At 62.5% G+C, this 24616-nt stretch carries 16 protein-coding genes, 1 pseudogene and 1 riboswitch; of the genes and pseudogenes, 8 read left to right on the top strand and 9 right to left on the bottom strand.

The annotated features are described in order from the left end of the window. Window positions 1-60 precede the first annotated feature (60 nt). Window positions 61-1974, top strand: coding sequence for a 1-deoxy-D-xylulose-5-phosphate synthase (gene dxs / locus J3R84_RS02635; protein WP_038575941.1), 1914 nt, complete (start codon window positions 61-63; stop codon window positions 1972-1974). A 2-nt stretch (window positions 1975-1976) separates the two neighbouring features. On the opposite strand, the pseudogene J3R84_RS02630 reads toward dxs, so the two are convergent. Then, window positions 1977-2924, bottom strand: a pseudogene (locus tag J3R84_RS02630) (methyl-accepting chemotaxis protein); the annotation flags it as partial. Between the two features lie 115 nt (window positions 2925-3039). On the opposite strand from J3R84_RS02630, the gene J3R84_RS02625 reads away from it, so the two are divergent. After that, complete coding sequence (locus J3R84_RS02625; RefSeq protein WP_025426145.1) at window positions 3040-3810, top strand: TlyA family RNA methyltransferase; 771 nt, start codon at window positions 3040-3042, stop codon at window positions 3808-3810. Then, on the top strand, window positions 3807-5057 hold the full coding sequence (locus J3R84_RS02620) for a class I SAM-dependent RNA methyltransferase (RefSeq protein ID WP_203527625.1): 1251 nt from the start codon (window positions 3807-3809) through the stop codon (window positions 5055-5057). The genes J3R84_RS02625 and J3R84_RS02620 overlap by 4 nt, the downstream gene beginning before the upstream one ends. A gap of 54 nt (window positions 5058-5111) precedes the next feature. Here J3R84_RS02620 and J3R84_RS02615 read toward each other — a convergent pair whose 3' ends face one another. From J3R84_RS02615 to J3R84_RS02600, 4 genes are all read right to left on the bottom strand, one after another. After that, the gene (locus tag J3R84_RS02615) at window positions 5112-7328 is read right to left on the bottom strand and encodes a methyl-accepting chemotaxis protein (protein WP_239637566.1); all 2217 of its coding nucleotides are present in this window, start codon (window positions 7326-7328) and stop codon (window positions 5112-5114) included. Window positions 7329-7669: 341 nt separating this feature from the next. Then, entirely contained in the window at window positions 7670-9769 is a 2100-nt protein-coding gene (gene mcpU, locus J3R84_RS02610; RefSeq protein ID WP_025426142.1) for a methyl-accepting chemotaxis protein McpU, read from the bottom strand. Between the two features lie 340 nt (window positions 9770-10109). Further along, complete coding sequence (locus tag J3R84_RS02605) at window positions 10110-10862, bottom strand: crotonase/enoyl-CoA hydratase family protein (protein ID WP_025426141.1); 753 nt, start codon at window positions 10860-10862, stop codon at window positions 10110-10112. Between the two features lie 11 nt (window positions 10863-10873). After that, window positions 10874-12655 carry an acyl-CoA dehydrogenase family protein gene (locus J3R84_RS02600; protein WP_025426140.1) on the bottom strand — a complete coding sequence of 594 codons (1782 nt, stop codon included), beginning with the start codon at window positions 12653-12655 and terminating at the stop codon, window positions 10874-10876. A gap of 197 nt (window positions 12656-12852) precedes the next feature. On the opposite strand from J3R84_RS02600, the gene J3R84_RS02595 reads away from it, so the two are divergent. Continuing rightward, window positions 12853-13842: a transporter gene (locus tag J3R84_RS02595; protein ID WP_025426139.1), complete on the top strand. Its 990-nt coding sequence runs from the start codon at window positions 12853-12855 to the stop codon at window positions 13840-13842. Between the two features lie 63 nt (window positions 13843-13905). Here J3R84_RS02595 and J3R84_RS02590 read toward each other — a convergent pair whose 3' ends face one another. After that, window positions 13906-14337, bottom strand: coding sequence for a BA14K family protein (locus tag J3R84_RS02590; RefSeq protein WP_025426138.1), 432 nt, complete (start codon window positions 14335-14337; stop codon window positions 13906-13908). Window positions 14338-14747: 410 nt separating this feature from the next. Between J3R84_RS02590 and J3R84_RS02585 the strand changes: the two genes are divergently transcribed. Continuing rightward, entirely contained in the window at window positions 14748-15815 is a 1068-nt protein-coding gene (locus J3R84_RS02585) for a glycoside hydrolase family 25 protein (RefSeq protein ID WP_057211590.1), read from the top strand. 47 nt (window positions 15816-15862) lie between these two features. On the opposite strand, the gene J3R84_RS02580 is transcribed toward J3R84_RS02585, so the two are convergent. Together J3R84_RS02580 and J3R84_RS02575 are read right to left on the bottom strand one after the other, a co-directional pair. Further along, a complete protein-coding gene (locus J3R84_RS02580) occupies window positions 15863-16957 on the bottom strand; it encodes an FAD-binding oxidoreductase (RefSeq protein ID WP_057212461.1) in 1095 nt (364 codons plus the stop codon). A 1-nt stretch (window position 16958) separates the two neighbouring features. Further along, window positions 16959-18203, bottom strand: coding sequence for an aromatic ring-hydroxylating oxygenase subunit alpha (locus J3R84_RS02575; RefSeq protein ID WP_025426135.1), 1245 nt, complete (start codon window positions 18201-18203; stop codon window positions 16959-16961). A gap of 106 nt (window positions 18204-18309) precedes the next feature. Continuing rightward, a riboswitch (cobalamin riboswitch) is annotated at window positions 18310-18511 on the bottom strand. Between the two features lie 316 nt (window positions 18512-18827). Between J3R84_RS02575 and J3R84_RS02570 the strand changes: the two genes are divergently transcribed. The 3 genes from J3R84_RS02570 to J3R84_RS02560 all read left to right on the top strand — a co-directional run bounded on the left by J3R84_RS02570 (window position 18828) and on the right by J3R84_RS02560 (window position 22074). After that, a complete protein-coding gene (locus tag J3R84_RS02570; protein WP_025426134.1) occupies window positions 18828-19427 on the top strand; it encodes a DUF6656 family protein in 600 nt (199 codons plus the stop codon). Between the two features lie 86 nt (window positions 19428-19513). Beyond that, entirely contained in the window at window positions 19514-20488 is a 975-nt protein-coding gene (locus J3R84_RS02565; protein ID WP_025426133.1) for an L-threonylcarbamoyladenylate synthase, read from the top strand. 152 nt (window positions 20489-20640) lie between these two features. After that, window positions 20641-22074, top strand: coding sequence for an FAD-binding oxidoreductase (locus tag J3R84_RS02560; RefSeq protein ID WP_203527627.1), 1434 nt, complete (start codon window positions 20641-20643; stop codon window positions 22072-22074). A 9-nt stretch (window positions 22075-22083) separates the two neighbouring features. Here J3R84_RS02560 and J3R84_RS02555 read toward each other — a convergent pair whose 3' ends face one another. Next, window positions 22084-24534: a DUF1217 domain-containing protein gene (locus J3R84_RS02555; protein ID WP_025426131.1), complete on the bottom strand. Its 2451-nt coding sequence runs from the start codon at window positions 24532-24534 to the stop codon at window positions 22084-22086. Window positions 24535-24616 lie beyond the last annotated feature (82 nt).

Below are 24616 nucleotides of genomic sequence, written 5' to 3'. Positions count from 1 at the left end.
GCACCCGATCCGTGCGGTGCGCATGAGGCATGCAGCGTGACACAACTGCCAACGAACCCGATGCCGGCAACCCCCTTGCTCGACAAGGTGACCTTTCCCGACGATCTGAAGAAGATCGACGACAAGGATCTGCCGCAGCTTGCCGGCGAAGTTCGTGCAGAGATGATCGATGCGGTCTCGCGTACCGGTGGCCATCTCGGCGCGGGCCTCGGCGTCGTCGAGCTGACGATCGCCATCCACAAGATATTCAACACGCCGCATGACCGGCTGATCTTCGACGTCGGCCATCAGTGCTACCCGCACAAGATTCTGACCGGCCGTCGCGATCGCATCCGCACCTTGCGCCAGGAAGGCGGCCTGTCCGGCTTCACCCGTCGCGCCGAAAGCGAATACGACCCCTTCGGTGCCGCGCACTCCTCGACGTCGATTTCCGCCGGCCTCGGCATGGCTGTCGCCGCCGACCTCGACGGCAAGAACCGCAATGTCATCGCCATCATCGGCGACGGTGCGCTTTCGGCCGGCATGGCCTATGAAGCGCTCAACAATGCGGGCGCGCTCGATGCCCGCCTGATCGTCATCCTCAACGACAACGACATGTCGATCGCGCCACCGACCGGCGCGATGAGCGCCTATCTGGCGCGCCTCGCTTCCGGCCGCACCTACATGGGCATCCGCGAAGTCGGCAAGAAACTGACGGCCTATCTCGGCAAGACGGTCGACCGGGCGATCACCCGCGCGGTCGAGCATGCCCGCGGCTACGTCACCGGCGGCACGCTGTTCGAGGAAATGGGCTTCTATCATATCGGCCCGATCGACGGTCACTCGTTCGAGCACCTGCTGCCGGTACTGCGCAACGTTCGCGACAACGCCAAGGGGCCGGTGCTGATCCATGTGGTGACGCAGAAGGGCAAGGGCTATCCGCCCGCCGAAGCCGCTGCCGACAAGTATCACGGCGTCAACAAGTTCGACGTCATCACCGGCGCGCAGGCCAAGGCAAAGCCGAACGCGCCCGCCTACACCTCGGTCTTCGCCGAAGCCCTGACGCAGGAAGCCGGTTTCGACGACAAGATCGTTGCGGTCACCGCCGCCATGCCATCCGGCACCGGGCTCGACAAGTTCGCCCTCGCCCACCCCAAGCGCTGCTTCGACGTCGGAATCGCCGAACAGCACGCGGTGACCTTTGCGGCCGGTCTGGCATCTGAAGGCTACAAGCCGTTTGCCGCACTTTATTCCACCTTCCTGCAGCGCGGCTACGACCAGGTGGTCCACGACGTGGCGATCCAGGGCCTGCCTGTGCGTTTTCCGATCGACCGCGCCGGTTTCGTCGGCGCCGACGGGCCTACCCATGCCGGCTCCTTCGACACGACCTATCTCGCGACCCTGCCCGGCTTCGTCGTCATGGCAGCCGCCGACGAGGCAGAGCTGAAGCACATGGTGCGGACCGCTGTCGCCTATGATGCCGGCCCGATCTCGTTCCGCTATCCGCGCGGCGAAGGCGTGGGCGTCGAAATGCCGGAGCGCGGCCAGATCCTTGAAATCGGCAAGGGCCGCGTGGTCAAGCAAGGCTCCAAGGTGGCGCTGCTTTCCTTCGGCACGCGCCTTGCCGACTGTTTGTTGGCCGCCGAAGATCTCGACGCGGCGGGTCTTTCGACGACGGTTGCCGACGCGCGCTTTGCCAAGCCACTCGACCACGACCTCATCCGCCAGCTTGCCCGCCATCACGAAGTGCTTGTGACCATCGAGGAAGGCGCAGTCGGCGGTTTTGCCAGCCACGTGCTGCAGTTCCTCGCAGAAGACGGCCTGCTCGACGGTGGCCTGAAGGTGCGCCCGATGGTGATGCCTGACATCTGGATGGAGCAGGCAAAGCCCGAAGCGATGTATGCCTTGGCCGGCCTCGACCGCGCCGGCATCGTTTCTACGGTGTTCAAGGCACTCGGCCAGAAGCAGGATATCGGCATCGGCGCTGCCGGCTAAGGCTACGCGATCGAAGGCAGTCCGAAACACCAAAGCCCCGGCGATGAACCGGGGCTTTTGCTTTCTTGTGTGTCGTGGCGACGATCAGAATTCCTGCCAATCGTCCTGCGCCACCGCCGCATTGCCGTAAGACACGGGGCGGGCGGCACTCGCCGAGCGTATCGGTGCAGATGGCGCCGCCATAGTGGTGCCATGGTGCGCAGATCGCTTGGGGCGGTCATGCTGTTCGTGCGGCCCGGCAGCGTGAAGCGGGCGATGAGCTCGCGCAGACGGCCGGCCTCGCTGGCGAGCTGGGCGCTGGCGGCATTGGCCTCTTCGACCATCGCCGCGTTCTTCTGCGTCACCTGGTCCATCTGGTTGACGGCGGTGTTGACTTCGCTGAGCCCCACCGACTGTTCGCGCGCCGAGATGGCGATCGCGTCCATGTGCTGGTTGATGGTGGCCACATGGCCGCCAATCGCCTTCAGCGCCTCGCCGGTATCGCGCACCAGCTTGACCCCGCCTTCGACCTCGACGCTGGAATTGCGGATAAGCTCCTTGATCTCCTTGGCGGCCTTTGCCGAGCGCTGGGCCAGCTCGCGCACCTCCTGGGCAACGACCGCAAAGCCTTTGCCGGCCTCGCCCGCCCGCGCCGCTTCGACACCGGCATTGAGCGCCAGGAGGTTGGTCTGAAAGGCGATCTCGTCGATAACGCCGATGATGTTGGAGATCTGGCCGGAGGAGCTTTCGATCCGGCGCATCGCTTCCACGGCACTCGCCACCACGACGCCGGATTTGGCAGCGCTTGAATTCGCCTCTCCGGCCACGATGCGCGCCTTTTCGGCCCGCCGCGTCGAGCTCGTGACGTTGGCGGTGATCTCGTCGAGGGCCGCCGCGGTCTGTTCCAGCGATGCGGCCTGCTGCTCCGTGCGCCGCGACAGGTCGTCAGCACTTTCGCTTATTTCGCGTGATGTGATTACTTCCCTGTCTCCTTGGGGGTTTTATCACCACGTCTTACCCGCTCTGCCGAGCAGCCGTGCAGCGAGGGGGCTTGCCAATAGGCCGCCAACCCTCCATGAGAAACACATGTCAGAAGAACGCCAGAATGAAGAACACAAGAACAGAGTCCGCCTGGACCAGCTGCTGCTCAACACAGGACTGGTGGCTAGCCGTGCCCGTGCCCGCGACGCGATCCAGCGCGGCACCGTCAAGGTCGACGGCCGCACGGTCACCAAGCCGTCGTTGGCCTTTGCCGAGAGCGTGACCATCACCATCGATGACCCGGCGCAGGACTATGTTTCGCGCGCAGCGCTGAAGCTTGCCGCAGCGCTCGATCATTTCGCGCTCGATCCGACCGGTGAAAGCTGCGTCGATATCGGCGCCTCCACCGGCGGTTTCACCGAGGTGCTGTTGAAGCGCGGTGCCGATCACGTGGTTGCCATCGATGTCGGTCATGGCCAGATCCATCCGCGGATCTCGGGCGATCCGCGCGTCACCAGCATCGAGGGCCTCAACGCCCGGGCGATGACCGAGGACGACATCGACAACCGTGAAGTGACCTTCATCGTTTCCGACGTCTCCTTCATTTCGCTGAAGCTCGCCTTGCCGCCGGCACTCGAGATGGCGCTTCGCGGTGCGCACTGCATCCTGCTGGTCAAGCCGCAATTCGAGGCCGGTCGCGATGCGATCAGCAAGGCCGGACTGCTGAAGGATCCCGACAGCGCGCCGGCGGTTGCCGCCGAACTCGAGCGCTGGCTGGTCGAAGACATGGGCTGGCAGAGCCTCGGGCTGATCCCCTCGCCGATATCAGGCGGCGACGGCAACGTCGAGTTCCTGCTGGCCGGGAAAAAGCCATGAGCACGCTGACCCTGACCATCGCCCGTCTCGGCGCGCAGGGCGACGGCATTGCCGAAACCGAGGCTGGTCCGGTCTATGCGCCCTTCACGCTGCCGGGCGAGAGCGCGGCCCTTGCGGTCAACAAGTCTCAGGGCACGCTGATCTCGCTGCGCGAAGCATCGCCTGACCGGGTCGAACCGCACTGTCGCCACTTCGGCCCGGACGGTCAGAACGGCACCTGCGGCGGCTGCACGTTGCAGCACGCGGCCGACGGCCTCTACCAGACCTTCAAGCGCGACCTGGTGATCAACGCCTTGAAGTCGAAGGGATTGAAGCCTGATGTCGCGCCGCTGATAACAGCCCAACCCGGCGAGCGCCGCCGCGCCGTGTTCACGGCGCGCAAGACCGAAAAAGACCTGCTCCTCGGCTTCAACCAGGCGGAAAGCCACCACATCGTGGCGATTTCGGAATGTCCCGTCACGAGCCCGGGCATCGTCTCGCGGCTCGCCACCATCGGCAAGATCGGCGCGGCCATGGCCGTCAACGCCGAACCGTTCCGCATCACCGTTCTCGAAACGCTTTCCGGTCTCGACCTTTCGGTCGACGGCATCAAGGGATTTGGCGATCGCGAGCGCCGGCGCACCGTCGAGACGGTTCTCGGAGAACGCGGCATTGCCCGCGTCAGCCTCAATGGTGAGATCATCGTCGAGCCGACGAAGCCGGTGATCGAATTCGGCGGCGTCTCCGTCTCGCCGCCGCCCGGCGGCTTCACCCAGGCAACGCTTGCCGCTGAAGAGGCGATGGCAGCACTGGTGCTCGATCATATCGGCAAGGCAAAGCGGGTTGCGGACCTCTTTGCCGGCAGCGGCACATTCGCCCTGCGCATCGCCCGCAAGGCCCGCGTGCACGCGGTCGAAGGCGAGGACAAGGCGCTGAAGGCGCTCGACTTCTCCGCCCGCAACACGCAAGGGCTGAAGCCGGTGACGATCGAGAAGCGCGATCTCTTCCGCCGCCCGCTCATGGCGCAGGAACTGAAGGTTTACGATGCCATCGTCTTCGACCCGCCACGCGCGGGCGCGGACGTGCAGTGTCAGGAAATCGCCCGCTCCGGCGTCAAGAAGATCGTCGCCGTCTCCTGCAATCCGACAACGCTTGCCCGCGATCTCGCGATCCTCGTTGCTGCCGGCTACCGCATCACGTCGGTCACGCCGATCGACCAGTTCCTCTGGTCGGCCCATGTCGAGGCAGTCGCAACGCTCGAGAAATAGAAAAAGGCCCGGATGTCCGGGCCCTTTCTCATCGTTCAGACCGATGCACCCGACCTATGCCGCCCGCCGACGCGACGTTGGTGTCGGCGCATAGGCGCTCTGGGTATTGCCGAGGTTGAACTGGGCCAGAAGCGCATTGAGCGAAGCGGCTTCCGAAGCCAGGCCATGGCTTGCCGCCGTCTGCTCTTCCACCATTGCCGCGTTCTGCTGCGTGCCCTGGTCCATGGTGTTGACTGCCGTGTTGATCTCCTGAAGGCCGGTCGACTGTTCGCGCGTCGCCGTGACGATCGCGCTCACATGCTTGTTGATCTCCTGCACTTCGGCAACGATCGTCTCCAGCGCCTTGCCGGTGTCGCCGACCAGCGTCACGCCGCTGCGCACCTGGTTGCCCGAGGTGGTGATCAGCGCCTTGATCTCCTTGGCGGCATTGGCCGAACGCTGTGCCAGTTCACGCACTTCCTGGGCAACGACGGCAAAGCCCTTGCCGGCATCACCGGCACGGGCCGCCTCGACGCCGGCATTCAGCGCCAGCAGGTTGGTCTGGAAGGCGATGTCGTCGATGACGCCGATGATGTTGGAGATTTCGCCCGACGATTTTTCGATCGCATGCATCGCCTCGACGGCGTTGGCAACGACCTCGCCGGACTTTTCGGCACCGGCCCGGGTGCGGGCGACCAGCACGCCGACTTCCTCCGCCCGGCGGGCAGAATCCTTGACCGTGGTGGTGATCTCTTCAAGCGCAGCTGCCGTCTCTTCGACCGAGGCTGCCTGCTGCTCGGTGCGGCGGGCCAGATCGTCGGCGGCCGAACGGATTTCCGTCGCACCGGCGTCGATGCCGCGGGCATTGGCACCAACGGCGCAGAGCGTGTCGTGCAGCTTGGCGACCGAGTTGTTGAAGTCGGCGCGCAGACGATCGAGACGATCGGCAAACGGATTGTCGATGCGGTAGGCGAGATCGCCGTCGGCCAGGCGGCCGAGACCGCTTGCCAGGCCATCGACGGCCTGCTGCACTTCGGCAGCATCACGGGCATCGCGAGCCTGGCGTTCCAGGCGCTCGCGCTCCGACAGTGAACGGTTGGCGTCGGCCTCGTCTTCGAGCTTGAGCTTGGCGATGGTCGCGTCGCGCAGCACCTGCAGCGAGCGGGCGAGATCGCCGATCTCGTCCTTGCACTCGGCTTCCGACAGGTCGACATCGGTCTTGCCCGCAGCGATTTCACCGGTGACGCCGATGACCGCCGCAACGCGCTTGCGGAATCGGGTGGCAAGCGTCCAACCGACCAGGATCATGATCAAGGCTGCGACGGCGATAACCGCGACGGAGATCATCGCAAGCTGCGAGAGACCGGCAAAGACGGTAGCCTGCGGCACGGATACGACGACGTACCAGGTTGTATCGGGCAGAAGCTTGACCGGCACGGCAACGGCGATGTGCACCGAGCCATCCGTGTGGGTGAGTTCAAACGCCTGCTCGGTCTTGCCCAGAAGCTGGCCCCAACCGCCGGCCTCAAGCCCGGTGTCCTTTAGCGATTTTCCAAGGAATGTCTGATCGGGATGGCTGATGATGCTGCCGCCCTGGCTGACCAGCGAAACGAATCCGGTACCGAACGGGGCCAGCTTGCCCAACTCGTTGGAAAGGTGGTCAAGCGCCATGTCGACGCCATCGACGCCGACGAAGGCATTGTCGAGCTTCAACGGCACCATGATCGACGTCATCAGCACGTCCTTGCCGTCGATCTTGTAGAAGTAAGGCTCGGTGATCATGTCGCGGCCAGTCTTCTTGGGGACCTGATAGTAATCTCCTGCGCCGGGCTTGTCGTAATCGACCAGTGCTTCGTACACGATCTTTTCCCCCGAACGGGCGATATAGGGAACGTAGCGGCCACTGGCATCGTGGCCCGGTTTGCCCGCATATTCCGCATCCTTGCCGTCAAACGCGTTCGGCTCCCAGCCGGTGCTGAGGCCAACGGCGAGCGGGTTGTCCGCGATCAGCTTTTTCAGCAGCGCAACCGTACCTTCGCGAGACGCCGTGCCACTGTCCTTCATGGCATAGAGGGCAGAGCGCATGTTGTTGGCGAGCGTTTTCGTCTCTGCGAACCTCGCCTCGACGTTGGCGGCGCTTGCATAGGCGGCGTTGGTCATCTCCGCAATGCTGCGCTCTTTCAGCTGCTGATAGGATAGCCAGAACACGATGGCAGCCGTGACCATACAGGTCAAAAGGCCAGTCATCACGATGGCAAACATGTTTCGTGCGGTCGCAGTCTTGAGAATCACCGTTCGTCTCCCTTCGCGCGATTGCTTGAAAAAGCAGATCGCGAGCAAACTTCGAACGCGTGATGGAAAGCCAAAACACGCGCAGCGTGAGGCAGGTGTCTGGAACACATCGGTGGCCCTGAGGCGAGCTTTTCGGGAGATGGACCCTATCGGCGGATGTGCGGTGCGAAGTCATTTCGCGGCAATCGGACGGTATGCCTCGACACTTTATCAAAACTTAAAAAAGGAAAGCCGGAACAACGAATTACGGCGCACGCGCCGATTTTCGAAAAACGGGCATCCAAAAACAAAGACCCGGAGTTGTGCTCCGGGCCCTGCTTCGCATCTAAGGTGTTTTACGTCTATGCGGCGCGACGGCGCGGCATAGCTGCCGGCGCATAGGCGCTCTGGGTATTGCCGAGGTTGAACTGGGCCAGAAGCGCATTGAGCGAAGCGGCTTCCGAAGCCAGGCCATGGCTTGCCGCCGTCTGCTCTTCCACCATTGCCGCGTTCTGCTGCGTGCCCTGGTCCATGGTGTTGACTGCCGTGTTGATCTCCTGAAGGCCGGTCGACTGTTCGCGCGTCGCCGTGACGATCGCGCTCACATGCTTGTTGATCTCCTGCACTTCGGCAACGATCGTCTCCAGCGCCTTGCCGGTGTCGCCGACCAGCGTCACGCCGCTGCGCACCTGGTTGCCCGAGGTGGTGATCAGCGCCTTGATCTCCTTGGCGGCATTGGCCGAACGCTGTGCCAGTTCACGCACTTCCTGGGCAACGACGGCAAAGCCCTTGCCGGCATCACCGGCACGGGCCGCCTCGACGCCGGCATTCAGCGCCAGCAGGTTGGTCTGGAAGGCGATGTCGTCGATGACGCCGATGATGTTGGAGATTTCGCCCGACGATTTTTCGATCGCATGCATCGCCTCGACGGCGTTGGCAACGACCTCGCCGGACTTTTCGGCACCGGCCCGGGTGCGGGCGACCAGCACGCCGACTTCCTCCGCCCGGCGGGCAGAATCCTTGACCGTGGTGGTGATCTCTTCAAGCGCAGCTGCCGTCTCTTCGACCGAGGCTGCCTGCTGCTCGGTGCGGCGGGCCAGATCGTCGGCGGCCGAACGGATTTCCGTCGCACCGGCGTCGATGCCGCGGGCATTGGCACCAACGGCGCAGAGCGTGTCGTGCAGCTTGGCGACCGAGTTGTTGAAGTCGGCGCGCAGACGATCGAGACGATCGGCAAACGGATTGTCGATGCGGTAGGCGAGATCGCCGTCGGCCAGGCGGCCGAGACCGCTTGCCAGGCCATCGACGGCCTGCTGCACTTCGGCAGCATCACGGGCATCGCGAGCCTGGCGTTCCAGGCGCTCGCGCTCCGACAGTGAACGGTTGGCGTCGGCCTCGTCTTCGAGGCGGGCACGCTCGACCGCATTGGAACGGAAGACGGCGACTGCGGCGGCCATCGAGCCGATCTGGTCGCGGCGATCTTCGCCGGGGATTTCGACGTTGAGATTGCCGGCGGCAAGCTTCTCCATCGCGCCGGTCATGTCGGTGACGGGGCGGATGACAAGGCGGTTGAGGAAGGTTGCGAGGAAGACGAGCATGACGCCGACGGCGAGAATGGTCGCGACGGTTGCGGCAATGCGGAACTGGTCGATCGCGGAATAGGCGACATCGGCGTCGATGACGAAGCCGACATACCATTCGACCGAGGGCAGGCCCTGAACCGGTACGAAGCTGACGATCATCGGCTTGCCATCGAGTTCGGTGTTCATGATGCCGGAGCTGATCGTCGGGGTGTCGATCGGGAAGGCGTCGGCAAGCGTCTTGGTGACGAGCTTGGAATCCGGGTGAACGAGGATCTGGCCGTCCTTGCTGGCGAGGAAGGCGAAGCCTTCGCCGCCGACGTCGATGCCCTTGACCATCGAGACCAGCGTTTCCAGTGAGAAGTCGCTGCCGGTGACGCCGTAAAGCTTGCCGTCGCGCTTGACCGGAACGGCAGCGCTGATGATGAGGTCGCCGGTCGAGGCGTCGACATAGGGCTCGGTGAGAACACGCGCGTCGGCTTTGACGGCCTGCTGATACCACGGGCGCTGGCGCGGATCGTAGCCCGCCGGCATCGGATTGTCCGGCCAGGTGATGAACTTGCCGCTCTCGTTGCCGACATAGGTCGAGATGAACTCGTTGGTCAGCACGTCGTTCTTGAGGATCGGCTGGACGCCGTTGTCATCGGTCGTCCGACCGGCGGCGTCGGCCACCATCGCCGTCAACGTGACGCGACCGTTGAGCCACTTGGCGACGCTCTGTGCGGCCTGGACGCCGGAGGACGAGATGTTTTCTTCGACCGCCTTGGTGGTTGTGTCGTACTGAAGCGTGTCGATATAGACGGAAAAGCCGGCAAAGGCGGTAACAACGACACCGGACGCGGCGACGAGAATGCGCGTCATGAGGTTCGATCGCTTGGACAAGATGGGCTCCTAACAGGGGCCGGCGTGCTTCGCCGGACATGAGCTCTCGATGATTTTCACGCGCAGCATCGCTCAGCCGCCGGAGTGGCGGTTGGTCAAGCCTCGGGAAAACGTTGAACATGCCAAAAAGGCGGGGCCAGCCATGCCTCATGCGGCCGGGGCCACCCTGGTGAGGGTAGGCCTATCGCGCCGCACGCTAGCGATCGCTATTTAAGAAGCGATTAAAATTGTCATATGCAAGTTCGGGATGCCGGCGGCAACGCGATCTTCACACAGGGACGGTTAAAGGACCGCCCCGACTTTGCTTGTCCGGCACCGAAAGGGATGCCGGGAAAACGTCCTAGCGACGCATGAAGGCCTCGAAAGCAGCCCTTGCCTCGGCGCTTTTCAGCTGCGCTGCGAAGTGCTTCGCCTCTTCGTCGATACGCGTGAGCACATCACTGCGGTCACCGCGGACGAGATCACGGGCGATGCGCAGCGCCTCCGGCGGCTTCTTGGCAAGGCGGGCGGCGAGCGAAAGCGTCTCTTCCTCGACGGCATCCTGGCCGACGATCTTCCAGATCAGTCCGGCTTCGAGCGCGTCGCGCGCTTCCAAGGGTTCGCCGGCGGCAAGCAGAGCGAAGGCACGCTGATGCCCCATGATGCGCGGCGCAATCAGGCTCGACGCCGCTTCCGGCACCAGGGCCAGATCGACGAAGGGCGTCTTAAACACCGAGCGGGCGGAAGTGATGGTCAGATCACAATGCAGGTGGATCGTCGTGCCAATGCCGATGGCAAGCCCGTCGACACCGGAGACGACCGGCTTGGCCGCACCCGCGAGCGCCTTCAGAAAATCGATGACCTCGGTGCCCATGCTGCCGCCCATGGCAAACGCCAGAAAGTCGGCCATGTCGTTGCCGGCGGAAAAGCAGCCTTCGGTGCCGAGGAACGCGGTCACGCGAACGGCCGGATCGCTGCCGGCAACCGTCAGCGCATTGGTCATCTTCGCGTACATGTCGCGCGTGATGGCGTTCTTCTTTTCCGGCCGGTTGAAGCGGATGACCTGCACGCCCGGATAGGCTTCCGGACGTTCGACAAGCACCTGGTCGGTCATGATATTTCCCCTCAACCCAAGACGGCGCGCGCGGCAGCAAGGCTGTCGGCACCGGTAACGACACGATCCTTCAAGGCGGAGGTTTCCGCCAGCATGTTTTCCGCGGCGAACCGACTGAGCGCGATGCGTTGCTCGTCCTTACCGTCAGACGCTTCGGCCAGACCGCCCTTGGCGAGGTAGGCGCCGGTCAAGGCGAGACCGAACAGGCGCTGACAGGCCGTGGCTCCTGCCAGTGCCTCGGAGAGTTTACCGGCCGAAACAGCAGCAATCAGCCATTCCGTCGCCTCGGAGAGATCGTCGAGCGCAGCATCTAGTCGCGCCGCAGTTTCGCCGAATCCCTCACGGTTGGAGGCGCGGACCGCGCCACCTATCTCGCGCAATTCGGCAATGAAGCCACGGACGTGTTCGCCGCCCGAAAGCGGCAGTTTGCGCGTGACGAGATCGATCGCCTGAATGCCGTTGGTGCCCTCGTAAATCGGGGCGATGCGGGCATCGCGCAGGTAACGAGCGGCACCGGTCTCCTCGATGAAGCCCATGCCGCCATGAACCTGGATGCCAAGCGAGGCAACGTCGACGCCGGCATCGGTCGCAAACGACTTGGCGATCGGCGTCAGCAGGCTGGAGCGCTCCTGCCAGAACTTCGCCTTGTCGCCGTCTGCCGCATGGCCCATGTCCACCGCATGCGCACAGGCATAGGCGATGGCGCGCGACCCTTGTGTCAGGGCCTTCATCGTCAGCAGCATGCGGGCAACATCCGGGTGCTCGATGATCGGGCTCATGCCCTGGCCGGACCAGCCGGGCGCCTTGCCCTGCGTGCGTTCCTTGGCAAAGGCGATTGCCTTCTGGGTGGCGGCGTCGGCAATCGCGACGCCCTGCATGCCGACGGCAAGACGGGCGTTGTTCATCATCGTGAACATGCAGGCAAGGCCGCGGTTTTCTTCGCCGATGAGGTAGCCGATCGCGCCTTTCTCTGCGCCGAACTTGCCGTCGCCATAGATCATCGTGCAGGTCGGCGAACCGTGGATACCGAGCTTGTGCTCGAGCGAATGGCAGAACAGATCGTTGCGCTCGCCGAGCGAACCGTCGGCGTTCACCAGGAACTTCGGCACGAGGAACAGCGAAATGCCCTTGGTGCCTGCAGGCGCATCCGGCAGCCGCGCCAGGACGAGGTGGACGATGTTGTCGGTGAAATCGTGTTCGCCCCAGGTGATGAAGATCTTCTGGCCGAAAATGCGATAGGTGCCGTCGTCGCGACGTTCGGCCCGGGTCTTGAGAACGCCAAGATCGGAGCCGGCATGCGGCTCCGTCAGGTTCATGGTGCCGGTCCATTCGCCGGATACCATCTTCGGCAGGTAGGTTGCCTTCAGAGCCTCGGAGCCATGCTTCTCCAGCGCGTCGACGGCGCCCATGGTAAGCGTGGGCCCGAGCGCAAATGCCATCGAACCGGCGTTCCACATTTCCATGGCCGCGACATGCAGCATATGCGGCAGGTTCTGGCCGCCGAATTCTTCCGGAGCCGTCAACCCGTTCCAGCCGCCGCCGATCCAGCTGTGATAGAGATCGCGCCAACCGTCAGGCGTCTGAACCTTGCCATCGACGAGACGGGAACCCTGCTTGTCGCCGACGTCGCCGAGCGGCGCCACTTCCTCGGTCGCGAAACGTCCTGCCTCCGACAGGATCGCATCCACGAGATCCTCGCCGAGGTCGCCGAGAGCGCCGCTTTCCAGCGCCCCGGCCATTCCGGCCACGTGCTTCAGCGTGAATGCAATCTCGTCAACGGGTGCCTTGTACATGATGATCCTCCCAGATACCGGGCGCTTTCGCAGCTGCCGGCGCATCTTCGTTTGGCCGAACACTATTGATTTTTACGTAAACGTCAACGTCAATTCAGCCCGCGTTGTGATGGTTGCCGGTGCGGACGGCATCGTAACAAAACTGTCATCAACGGCGCATAGAAGCCAGTAACGATGGCCCTCGCCAAGGCGTTCAAATGAACCTGATTTCCCCCGAGATACCCGGCCTGGTCTGGGCCTACCGCTTCCTGCCTGGCGAAAGCCGATGCCAGCGCATCGCCAACGATGCCTCGATCGACGGTCTCATCAAGGGCGACGGCTGGGTCTGGCTGCATCTGGCGCTTTCGGACGCGCGAACGCCGGCGCTCATCGAGCGGATCGGCAACCTGCCGCCGGCAGCCGTAACGACGCTGACCAGCCACGACACCCAGGCGGCCATCACTGTCTCCGACGATATCGTGCACGGAACGCTGGTCGATTTCGAGCGCACTTTCGATGCGGTGACGAAGACGATCGGCTGGCTGCATTTTGCCGTCAGCGACAGGGTGATCATCACGACGCGGCTGCACCCGCTGCGCAGCATCGACCGGGTAAAGGCCGCAGTCGAAAAGAGCACCAAATGCGCGCGGCCGATCGACCTCTTCGAGATGCTGGTGGTCGAATTCCAGCGCACGCTGATCTCGCTGGTGCTCGAACTGACCGAAGAGCTGAATGTCATCGAAGATCACGTCTATGGCGAAGCCGGTCACCGGCAGCAGCCGGGCCTGGCGCCATTGCGCCGCACCGTGGTTCGCCTTCACCGGCACCTGCGCACGATCCTTGCTCTCCTTCGCCGCGCCGGCGCGTCGGACGAAGACGAGGTGCCGCCCGGTTTCATCGACGTCACCGAGCGCCTCTACGATCGGCTCGAGGCCGTGGATCGCGACGTCTTCGCACTCCAGGAGCGCGCCCGATTGCTGCACGAAGAGATCGACAGCAAGATTTCCTCCGAAACCAACCGGCACCTCTATATTCTGTCGCTGATGACAGCCTTCCTATTGCCGCCGACGCTGGTCACCGGTTTCTTCGGCATGAACACCGGCGCCCTTCCCTTCGCCGATGGCAGCGGCACGCTGTATGCCGCGCTGTTCATCGCGCTTTCCATGGGCCTTGCGTGGTGGATCCTCAGGCGGATCGGCATTCTCTGACCTTGCCGGCATCAGAAAAGGCCGGACAATGCCCGGCCTTTTTGCTGTCTCTTCCTTGCCCTCTTAGCTATTGGGCGAGTAGCACTGCCGGCGCGCCGCGCCGTAGGGCTGGTAGGTGTTGTCGTAGGCCCGGTAGGAGCGGTAGCGGTCGTAGCACCATTGCACATGGCGGCTGCCATAGGCAGGCGCAGGCCGCGTGTAGCGCGGCGGCTGGGCAACGGCTCCGCCGATGATCACGCCGGCGCCGAAGGCCGCCATCGGGTACCACCAGCCATTATAATAACGATAGCCCGGACGGCGATAGTTATAGCCGCGATAGCCATTGTAATAATAATATCCGCCGCGCCGTTCGTAGCCGGGGCGGTGATACTGGACCTCGGTGGCATCACTCTGCCGTTCAACACGCAGCGGAGCCGGCATGAAAGCCTGGGACGGCACAGCCGAAGTCATCAAGACCGCGGCAGCAATCGCTGCGGCGAACCACTTGCCTGTCATTGTTCTCATATAACTCTCCATACGAGCACTTGCGCCGCTTCCGACGCCAGCGAGCCACCTTCACAACCGCCAGTTTGCGCGATTTCAGCCGCGTGTCGATACGTATCCTGATTACGGTCCGATCGAAAACGGTCGCCGGCTAACGTCTAAGTGACGGGTTTTGTTCCATGTTCCGGCATACAAAGTTGACTCGCCTGCCGCCTCGACGGACGGCGAAAGAGACTGGCTTCACGCCTGTGACAGTACACATGGAGCTCCAGATATCGGACCGACAAGGGACAGCGACAGCAATAGAAGCACCCTCTGATATACAGCCATAAGTCTCTATACATTCGCCACCGTCTCAAGCACAGTCGGCTCGGGGACTGGGATTTACGATCAATTAACTGTAGAGTCGGCAATCTCACTGAATGGCAAAGCGGTATATCTCCACCTTACGGATGATTCTGCGCCTCGCGACCCTCCTGGGTCTGGCTTTCGCGGCGGTGAACGCACGCGCCGGCGAACTGGAGCCCTGGAAGTCGAAGTCCAACGCCATCATCGTCGACGCTTATGAAATGAACAGCATCGACTGGGAGACAATGCTTTCCGACAAGCGTATCTCCGGCTTCATCGCCAAGGCCTCCGACGGCCTGCCGGAAAGCTTCTCCTGCACCGGCGATCATGGCGGCGACACTGTCGCCCACTGCAAGACGATGTGGCGCAAATACGCCGTCAGCCGCGAGCTCTACCAGACACGGCGGATGATCGCCCGCTCCCATGGGCTGCTGTGGGGCGCCTATCATCTTGCCCGCCCCGGCAACCCGGTCGATCAGGCCAACCATTTTCTCGATTATGCGAGCCCGCGCGACGACGAGTTGATGGTGCTCGATCTCGAAGGCATCGACCCGGACAAATTCATGTCGCTCGAAGACGCGGCTATCTTTGCCGGACATATCAAGACCCGCACCGGCCGCTACCCGATGCTCTACACCAATCATGTCACGGCCAAATACATCGCGGCCAACCGCGCGAAGCACCGACTGCTGTCGCGACTACCCCTGTGGTATGCCCGCTACAAGCCGGATATCCGCAATGTGTTTCCGATCGGCAACTGGGACAGCTATGCGCTGTGGCAATTCTCGTCAGGGATCAATTGCGGCAAACGCCGCTGTCCCTATCGTGTGCCCGGTACACTTGACGACATCGACGTCAATGTCGCGGCTATGAGCAGCGCCACCTTGCGACCGATCTGGGCCGGCGGCGCCCTGTTGCCGGAAAAGGCACTGCCGCTCGTTCTCATTGCCAGAGCCGACGACGGGGTCGGCGCCGCCAGCGCTGCCCAGGCGACGGCGAAAATCGAAAGCCAGCCGTTGCTTATCAGCCGCGCCGAAGCTGCCAGCGCCGCCGGCGAAGGCGTCGACATGATGGCGACCGGGTCGATCGATTTCGGTCGGCACGACCGCGCCGTGCGGCTGGCGGCCGCGGCCAGCCGCTGACGGGTCGGTCGCGGAAAGAACACGCTCCCCGCGACCATCAAGCATTGTCAGGCTTCGATCTGTACATCTCCAAGCGGCCGCGAGCAGCAGGCGAGGATGTAGCCCTCATCGATTTCGTCGTCGAGAATACCTCCGTTGTGGTTCATCTCGACCTCGCCGGCGACTTTCATCACCCGGCACGTACCGCAGATGCCGCCTTCACAGGCCGCACCGATCCTGACGCCGTTGGCCCGCGCCGCCTGCAGGATCGTCTGGCCGGGCTTGGCCTCGATCTCCTTGCCGCTCATGGTGAAGACCACCTTGGCGCCTTGCGCTTCGGCGTCGGCTGCCGCCCCTGCCCTGACTGCTATCTCCTCGGCTGCCGGTGCTGCCGCCGGCTGGAAGCTTTCCTCGTGATAGCGGCTCATGTCGAAACCGGCCGCCTTCAGCAACTCGCGCACGCCGCGCATGAACGGCTCCGGACCGCAGCAAAACACTGTGCGCTCCATGAAGTCGGGTGCAAGCAGCGGCAGCTTGGCGCCGTCGATGCGGCCGCGCAGCCCGTGCCATCCGTGCCTTGACTCATGCCCCTCGACCACGAAGCCGAGGTTTAGCCCGGACATCTGGCGCGCCAGCACTTCCAGTTCCGAGCGGAACAGAAGGTCGTCTGGCCGGCGGGCGCAGGAAATGAAGGTGACGTCGGTCTCGGGAACGCAGTCCGCCATCCAGCGCGTCATCGACATCATCGGCGTGACGCCGGAGCCTGCCGATATGAAGAGATATTTTTCGCCGGGATGGCGCACGAAGCTGAAATCGCCGAGCGGACCGAACGCCTTCAGCCGCATGCCGGGCTTCAGGTGATCGAACATCCAGCGCGTGCCGATGCTATCGGCTTGCGCCTTGACGGTGACGGCGATCGACAACGGCCGGGAGGGCGTCGACGACAGCGTGTAGGTGCGCATGACCGGCTCGTCGGCGACCGGCAGCTCGAGCGTGACGAACTGCCCAGGCAGATAGCGGAACCAGGCCGGCTTTTCCGCCCGGAAGGTAAAGGTCATCACATCGGCGGTCTCGATCACGGCCGATGTGCATTCGAGCATGTTCTGCCTGTCGATCCAGACATGAAGCTCGTCGAAATGATGGAACGAGGATGCCATCTGCATGTCAGGCGACCCGGGAAAGCGGAGCAGCCTCGCCCTGCAGGCGCTGTTCCATGAACTTGCAATACCACTCGACGAACTGCATCACGCCGCCTTCGTGTTCGGGCGAATAGGGGCCTGACTGGTAGGCCGGCGAGCGAATACCAAAGGCGTTCTCCTCGACGATCTGGCGGTCCTGATCGTTGGTCTCGGTCCAGACATGCGTCAGTTGCTCGAGATTGTAGTCGACGCCTTCAACCGCGTCCTTGTTGACCAGCCACTTGGTCGTCACCTGCGTCAGCTCCGGGCCGAGCGGCAGGACGCGGAAGGTGATGGCGTGGTCGGCCAGCACATGGTTCCAGGTCGAGGGATAATGGAAGAGCAGGAGCGTGCCGATATGCTTCTGGCTAACGTCTGCCGACAGTTGCCGCCGCACGGCGCGGGCGCCGGACATGGTGTAGCTCTCGGCGTCGTCGATCAACGGCATGCGCGCCGAGCGGAACTGGCCGGTCTCGGACATCCGGAACTCGCTCGGCAGTCCGGCTGCTTCGCATTTCGCCCAATGCGCGGCAATGACGGGATCATCCTTGGCGCCCTGCACACCGGTCGCCGTCGGCGCTTCGGGATAGGTGCGGCAAAGTTCGGGGTGGTTGGCGGCACAATGGTAGCACTCCCGGTTGTTTTCCCAGACGAGTTTCCAGTTGCCCTTTTCGATGATCGTGCTTTCGAAGGCGACCTTGGTTTCACCCAGGCGGTGCGGCGCAAGATAGGGCGCGACCATGTCGCGGAACGGGCCGAAATCCATCGGCTGCTCGGACAGGTTGATGAAGATGTAACCGCCGACGGTCTCGCAGTGGATCGGCTTCAGGCCGTGGGCCGCCTTGTCGAAATCCTCGCCCATCTGGCGGGCAAAGAGCAGCGCGCCGTCGAGCTCATAGGTCCATTGGTGATAGGGACAGACGAGCTTGGCCGAAGAGCCCTTGTGCTGCGCGCAGACGCGAGAACCGCGATGACGGCAGGAATTGTGCAGGGCGCGGATCGTGCCCTGTCGGTCGCGAACGATAATGACAGGATAATCGCCGACCTGGACGGTGAAATAGTTACCGGCACGCGGGATCTCGCAGTCGTGGCCGATGAACAACCAGTCCTTGTACCAGATGCTTTCGAGATCCTGCCTGTAGTAGTCGGGGTCGATGTAGAAGGCCCGGTCGAGGCTGTAGCCGTCGCGTCGACCCTTCAGCTTGCGGAGCATATCGCCCTTGATGTCCATGTCCTGTCCTCGTTCGCCTTGTTTCGGAGAGGCAGGACTGGAACCCGCACGGGCGCATTGCCTGTGCGATGACGGCTCCGATCCGGCTGCCCGCCGCAACCCGTTACGGTCTGTTCGCGTCAAGGCTGGTTTCCGGGCTCAGGAGCCGTCCGCAAGGACCAGCCCGGCGCCTTCCCGGACGGAACCGTCCAGTGGCTTTGTGCCGTGGCTTTCGCTCCACCACCGTTGCGGGGGCAGCGCCGGGTTTTGACCGGCTTCCCAATTCTCCGCCTTCCCTAAAAGACAGCACCTTGAGTAGGCATATCTAATCGCGGAAGCCATCGTCGTAGCTGCCGATTAACGACATCCGATTCCAGAAAGACGACACAGCACATCAAGCGCACCAAACGCCCTGTGATTGATCATTTTTCATTGTAAACAATAGGATAGCTCAAGGATTGAGCAATTGTCGCTTTTTCCGGCAAGGCTTGCGAGAAAGCGCGGATCCTTCGCCATTTTGCGACATGTCTTCCCGTGACGCGGGGCAAGGCCCACCGACGCGAGTGAAATCTTCCATTAACCATAATGCATTAGCGTCGCCTGACGGAGAAACCGGCCGAACCGGCAAACAGCGCATTGAAGTTCATGGCAAAGCTCAAATACTACGACGCCGCAGCCGAGAAGCTGCCAACGATCGCTCCGAAGACAGCGGTCCACACCGAGTTCCTGCGCACCGGCCGCATAGAAAGGCGTCAATGGTCGCAGCGCGAGCGGCGTTATCTGAGCTATGACGAGGTTGCCGAGCGCACCGCCCACAAGCTGACGACCGCCGGCGAAACGACGCACAAGCGGATGAACGGCTTCCATACCTCGATCCAGTTTCCCAAGATGATCTTCCACCGCACGCTCACCGGTCGGCCGCATCTCGGCTATTGCCATGTCACGGCGGCGAGAACACATCTCGCCCCGTCCAAGGACGTCACCTGGTCGTTCTATTTCGCCAACTTCTTCTGTGACCTCGGCGACGAGAAACACTTCTTCGAACGCATCCAGACCGGCTATTCCCGAATGTACTTCGCCGTTGCCATCGAGCCCGATGCGCCAGAGGGGCAGATGACCATCAATCGCAGCGTTCGCGACAACGGGCTGCTCTTTCGTACCGACGACCCGAAAGTCGCGCTCAAGAACGTGCTGATGCTCGGCGCGCGCGACGAGGCATTGAAGCGCATCATTCGCAGCCTCTGAAGCGCAGACCCGGTTGCCTGAAGAAAATCGTTCTGTTTTCACCGTGGCTCCTTTAAGGAAGCCTCGGAAAGGGAAACGGAAGCGACATGGCCGAAATCATCGATACACGGACCGAGCCGGAACGGGCGATCGAGCGTGCCTGTGCGGTGCTTGCCGAAGGCGAGCCCGTCGCGATTCCGACCGAGACGGTCTACGGCCTGGCAGCGGACGCCACCAATCCCGATGCGATCAGCCGTATTTATGAGATGAAGGGGCGTCCACGCTTCAACCCACTGATATCGCATGTGTCAGACATGGCGATGGCTGAAGCCCATGTGACATTCGATTCGTTGTCGCGGCGCCTGGCCGAAGCGTTCTGGCCCGGCCCGCTGACGTTGATCCTGCCCCAGCGCACAACAAGCACCGTGCACGCGCTTGCCTCGGCCGGCCTCGACACGCTCGGCATCCGCATGCCTGATGGCTTTTCACGTCGGGTGATTGCCCGCTTCGGCCGCCCGCTCGCCGCACCGAGCGCCAATACGTCGGGCAAGATCAGTCCCACAAGCGCTGCCCATGTGGAAGCCGATCTCGGGCCGCGCCTCAAGCTCATTCTCGACGCCGGCTCTGCGGAGATCGGGCTTGAATCGACGATCATCAAGGTCGAGGACGGCGCGCTGCGCCTGCTGCGTCCGGGCGGTCTCGACGTCTTCGAAATCGAAAGGCTGACCGGCCTTACCGTCTCGAGGCCGCAGAGCGCCGGAGCGACTATCGAGGCCCCGGGCATGCTCGCCTCGCACTACGCGCCGGGCGCAGCTGTCCGGCTCGACGCCGCCGACGTGCGTCCGGGAGAAGCGCTGATCCGGTTCGGCAATGCGTCGCTCCCCGGCGAAGAGCACGCCGCGATCGTACTCGACCTCAGCCCGGCAGGCAGCCTGCGCGAGGCAGCTGCCAATCTTTTCGACTATATGAAGAGGGCGGATGCCAGCGGCTCCGCAACCATCGCCTTCGGCCCCATCCCTTCGGAAGGGTTGGGAGAGGCGATCCTCGACCGGCTGCAGCGTGCTGCCGCCCCCAGAGACTGACCGACAGGCACTTTTACAGCGCCGTGCGTCAAATATGACGCGCAAAGGACGCTGTAACGCTCTAAACCCGCTGCATAATTTTGTCCTTAATTCGATTCCGATTTAAGGAATTATGCAGTAGCGCCGTCGGGCGCATTTGCGAAGGCAGGGCCATGACGACGACGCTCCCCTCTCCCGAACTGATCGCCTCCTTCATCGACATCGTCGGCAGCGCCAATGCCTTGACGAACCCGGCGGACCTCGCGCCCTACCTCATCGAATCCCGCGGGCTCTACAAGGGCACCACCCCGATGGTGCTTCGCCCCGGTTCGGTCGAGGAGGTGTCGCGCATCATGAAGCTTGCAAGCGCGACCCGAACGGCAATCGTTCCACAAGGCGGTAACACCGGCCATGTGGCGGGTCAGATCCCGCGCGAGGGCAAGGCCGATATCGTCCTGTCGCTGCAGAGGCTGAACCGGATTCGCGACATCGACCCCGTCGGCAATGTCATCGTTGCCGACGCCGGCTGCATCCTTGCCGATATCCAGAAGGCGGCCGATGATAACGATCGACTGTTTCCGCTGTCGCTCGGGTCGGAAGGCTCGGCCCGCATCGGCGGCAACCTCTCGACCAATGCCGGCGGCACCGCAGTGTTAGCCTATGGCAACATGCGCCAGCTTTGCCTCGGCCTCGAAGTGGTTCTGCCGACCGGCGAGATCTGGGACGGGCTGCGCCGGCTGAAGAAAGACAATACCGGCTACGACCTGCGCGACCTGTTCATCGGCGCCGAAGGTACGCTCGGCGTGATCACCGGCGCGGTGCTCAGGATGTTTCCGAAGCCCCTTGGCCATCAGGTGGCCTTTGCCGGCGTCGGCAGCGTCGAACATGCGCTGGCCCTCTTCGACAAGGCCTCGAGCCTCTGCGGCACTGCGCTCACCGGCTTCGAACTGATGCCGCGCCTCGGCGTCGAGTTCACGACAAAGCATATTCCAGGCGTGCGCGACCCGATGGAAACCGTTCACCCGTGGTATGTACTCATCGACATTTCCACCTCCGATTCCGCCGAGAGTGCCGAACGCATGGTGCACGAACTGCTGGAGCAGGGCATCGTCGCCGACCTGGTCGAGAACGCAGTGATTGCGACCAGCGAAGAACAGCGCAAGGCGCTGTGGCACATGCGCGAAAGCATGTCGCCAGCGCAGAAGCCGGAAGGCGGCTCGATCAAGCACGACGTTTCCGTCCCCGTATCGAGCATCCCCGCCTTCATGAAGGAGGCCGATACGGCCGTCATGCAGGCGATGCCGGGCGCACGCATCTGCTCATTCGGCCATATGGGCGATGGCAACGTTCACTACAACATCTCGCAGCCCCTCGGCGCCGACAAACAGGCATTCCTCGACCGTTGGCGGGAAATGAACGCCATCGTTCATGGCATCGTGCTGAAGTACAACGGCTCGATCTCGGCCGAACACGGCATCGGGCAGTTGAAGCGCGACGAGCTCGCCGAGGTCCGCCCCGAGATCGAAATCGAGTTGATGCGCCGCATCAAGCACGCGTTCGACCCGGCGGGCATCATGAACCCTGACAAGGTGTTGCGGGCAGACTGACGACGCTTTTTACCGGCCGCCGGCTCTCAGCTGTGCAAGCGAGAACAATGCGTCGGCACTGATGCCGCCGCCGCTGCCGCCCGTCAGGATGGCAAGCCCCGGATTGACGTCGGTGTTGTTCTCGACGTCATAAAGCGCGGTAAAACGCTTCAGCAGCTTTTCGAGTTCCTCGGGATCCTGAAGGTCCTTGATATCCATGAGGCGCTCGATGTAAGCGGCCTGCATCTCGATCTTGGCGCTCGCGAGGCCCTCGGGCATGCTGTAGGCGGTCCGAACAACCTGCATCAGTGCGTTGTCGGCGAGCAGGTCGTAGGGTGTGGTGATTTCCGGCGCCTTGCGCTTGAAATAAAGCGCCAGCCGAACACCGGCATTGTCCTCGCCCTCGCTCTCCTCAAGCGTCTGGTTGAGGTAGAGGTCGAACGTCATAGTGAGCCCACGCCGCGTCTGTATCTGCCCGGCTTCGCCTGTAACTATCTTTCCGTCCTTGTCGAAATTGAAGGCGGAAACGATCTCGCGATACTTCAAGCCGTTCGGATCGGTGTTGATGAAGCTCTTGCGATCGTTGAGGTCGGAGGTGAACATCTGCTTGAGGTAGTCGGTTTTGACACCCTCCGGGTCAATGCCGGCGCCGATCAGCACGATATCGACGAGGCGCTTGTCCTTGAGGAAATCGTCAAGCGTCTCGATCTTCTGAATCTGCGTCGTGTAGTACTTGCTTTCCCCTTCCGCCTTCGCCTTGGCGGTCTTCTTTTCGTCCTCCGTGCCGAAGCGCGATTTCTCGACGATGTAGGCCTTGGCAGTATTGACGATGTCGGCCTCGTTCTGCGCCAGCTTGGGTGAGCCAAGCGTACCGTCCGCGTTGAAATTAAACGCTTTCACCAGCTTGATATAGCGTTCATCACGCAAGGAGTTGGCGTAGCTCGTCGGATTGTTGAGATCACTGGTCAGAATCTGCTTCAGCTTGCGCGGTGTCAGGTCTTCGTTTTCGAGGCCAAAGGCGCTGAGTACGAAGGACCGCAATTCGCTGTTGCCAACGAGACTATCGACGTTGCTCATGGTCTTGATCAGCAGCTTGTAGCGGCTGATCTTGCCCTCGTCCTCTGCATCGTCCGCGTCGTTGTAGTGGACCATATAGCCGCTGGTGGTGGTATTGGTCTGTTCGGCGGTCTGTGCCTTGGCGCCTGCCGGCAGCGTCCCGTCGGGCTGGAAATTGAACGCGGCATGCAGGGCCTTGTAGGCCTTGTTGTATTCACCGCCAAACTTGTTGACGTAGCTGTTCGGGTCGTTGATGTCGCTGGTGAGAATGTTCTCGATCGTCGCGCTCACGGTGGTGGTGGGCAAGCCGAAAGCCGTTCTGACGTAGTCCGCGATGCGCGGGTCGGCCACAAGCTCCGCAACGGTCGTGATCGAACCGATCTTCTGCTCGAAATAATCCCGGTTAAGGATGGCTCCCGATGGCGTCAGCCGAGGGCTGCTGAAGATATAGGCCTCATTCAGCATCTTCTTCTTTTCGTCGGTGATCGCCTTGCTGCCCGCGGCCACGCTACCATCGGCTTCGAAGTTGAAGGCGCCGTTCAATTGCCTGTAGGCATCGAGCATGCTGATCTGCCTATTCAGCATGTTCACTTCGGTCGAAAGTTGATTCATCAATGCGGTCGACTCGTTACCGACCGGCGGCAGCTTGGTGTTGAGATCGGCGACGATGGCGTTCTTGGCGTCGATCTGCGCCTGGATCCCAGGCTTGTCCGCCGCTGGCGCCTCTGCAAGCTGTGCCGTCAGCGTCGCGATGTCCTTCATCGCAGTTGCCCGCGTGTCAAAGTCAGTCAGCGTCTTCGTGGCTTCGGTAAGCCGGGTCTGCGCCGTGGTCTGGGAATTGGCAAGATCCGCCGGCTCGGCGGTCAACGCGTATCTGACCTGATCATAGGAGTAGTTGCGCGCATCGATGCCAAAGATGCCGAAGGCATAGGAACGCAAACGTTCATTTCCGAGGAACTGATCGACGTTGGTGACGAGATCCATAGCTGCGTTGAAATAGGCGTTGTCTCCTTTGAGAACAGTGTCGAGATTGGCGACCCGTTCATTATAGAGACCGATCAGTGCATCCTGTTGCGCCGTCGTCTGTGCCGCGGCTGACGATGTGCTGAAGCTGAACGCTTCGGCAAAGTTGCGATAGCGTTCGTCCGTGAGGCGGTTGGCAAAACTGTCCGTATCCTTCAGATCGCTTTCAAGCACCTTGCGCATGAAGGCCTTGGCATAGGTCATGTCTTCGAGACCGTGTGCCTTCATGGCGTAGGAATAGAGCCGGTAATCGTCGAGGAAATCGTCGACCGTTTTCACGTTGCCGATATTTTCCTTGTAGTACTGCGCTTCGCGCGCGACCAGCGGCCGGTCGGCAACACGATCGAGGCTGGTCCTCAAGTCGCTCGTGATCCGGCTGTAATTGAGATAGGTCGAAACCATGCCTGCTGCCCCGTCGCTTAACCCAGGGGCGGGTCACACCAATCCCCCGAAACAGAATTCTGACACGGCATGATTGCACGAC

Origin of the sequence: Ensifer canadensis (assembly GCF_017488845.2) — a bacterium.
Lineage (GTDB): Bacteria > Pseudomonadota > Alphaproteobacteria > Rhizobiales > Rhizobiaceae > Ensifer > Ensifer canadensis.
This window is presented reverse-complemented; position numbering and strand designations above follow the sequence as displayed.

Bases quoted from the DNA above. Each gene is read 5' to 3' on its own strand.
- J3R84_RS02600 (WP_025426140.1), bottom strand. From the start codon at position 12,655: ATGTACAAGGCACCCGTTGACGAGATTGCATTCACGCTGAAGCACGTG.
- J3R84_RS02570 (WP_025426134.1), top strand. From the start codon at position 18,828: ATGGCAAAGCTCAAATACTACGACGCCGCAGCCGAGAAGCTGCCAACG.
- J3R84_RS02555 (WP_025426131.1), bottom strand. From the start codon at position 24,534: ATGGTTTCGACCTATCTCAATTACAGCCGGATCACGAGCGACTTGAGG.
- J3R84_RS02620 (WP_203527625.1), top strand. From the start codon at position 3,807: ATGAGCACGCTGACCCTGACCATCGCCCGTCTCGGCGCGCAGGGCGAC.
- J3R84_RS02575 (WP_025426135.1), bottom strand. From the start codon at position 18,203: ATGGACATCAAGGGCGATATGCTCCGCAAGCTGAAGGGTCGACGCGAC.
- J3R84_RS02585 (WP_057211590.1), top strand. From the start codon at position 14,748: ATGGCAAAGCGGTATATCTCCACCTTACGGATGATTCTGCGCCTCGCG.
- J3R84_RS02560 (WP_203527627.1), top strand. From the start codon at position 20,641: ATGACGACGACGCTCCCCTCTCCCGAACTGATCGCCTCCTTCATCGAC.
- J3R84_RS02605 (WP_025426141.1), bottom strand. From the start codon at position 10,862: ATGACCGACCAGGTGCTTGTCGAACGTCCGGAAGCCTATCCGGGCGTG.
- J3R84_RS02590 (WP_025426138.1), bottom strand. From the start codon at position 14,337: ATGACAGGCAAGTGGTTCGCCGCAGCGATTGCTGCCGCGGTCTTGATG.
- dxs (WP_038575941.1), top strand. From the start codon at position 61: ATGCCGGCAACCCCCTTGCTCGACAAGGTGACCTTTCCCGACGATCTG.
- J3R84_RS02595 (WP_025426139.1), top strand. From the start codon at position 12,853: ATGAACCTGATTTCCCCCGAGATACCCGGCCTGGTCTGGGCCTACCGC.
- J3R84_RS02580 (WP_057212461.1), bottom strand. From the start codon at position 16,957: ATGCAGATGGCATCCTCGTTCCATCATTTCGACGAGCTTCATGTCTGG.
- J3R84_RS02565 (WP_025426133.1), top strand. From the start codon at position 19,514: ATGGCCGAAATCATCGATACACGGACCGAGCCGGAACGGGCGATCGAG.
- J3R84_RS02625 (WP_025426145.1), top strand. From the start codon at position 3,040: ATGTCAGAAGAACGCCAGAATGAAGAACACAAGAACAGAGTCCGCCTG.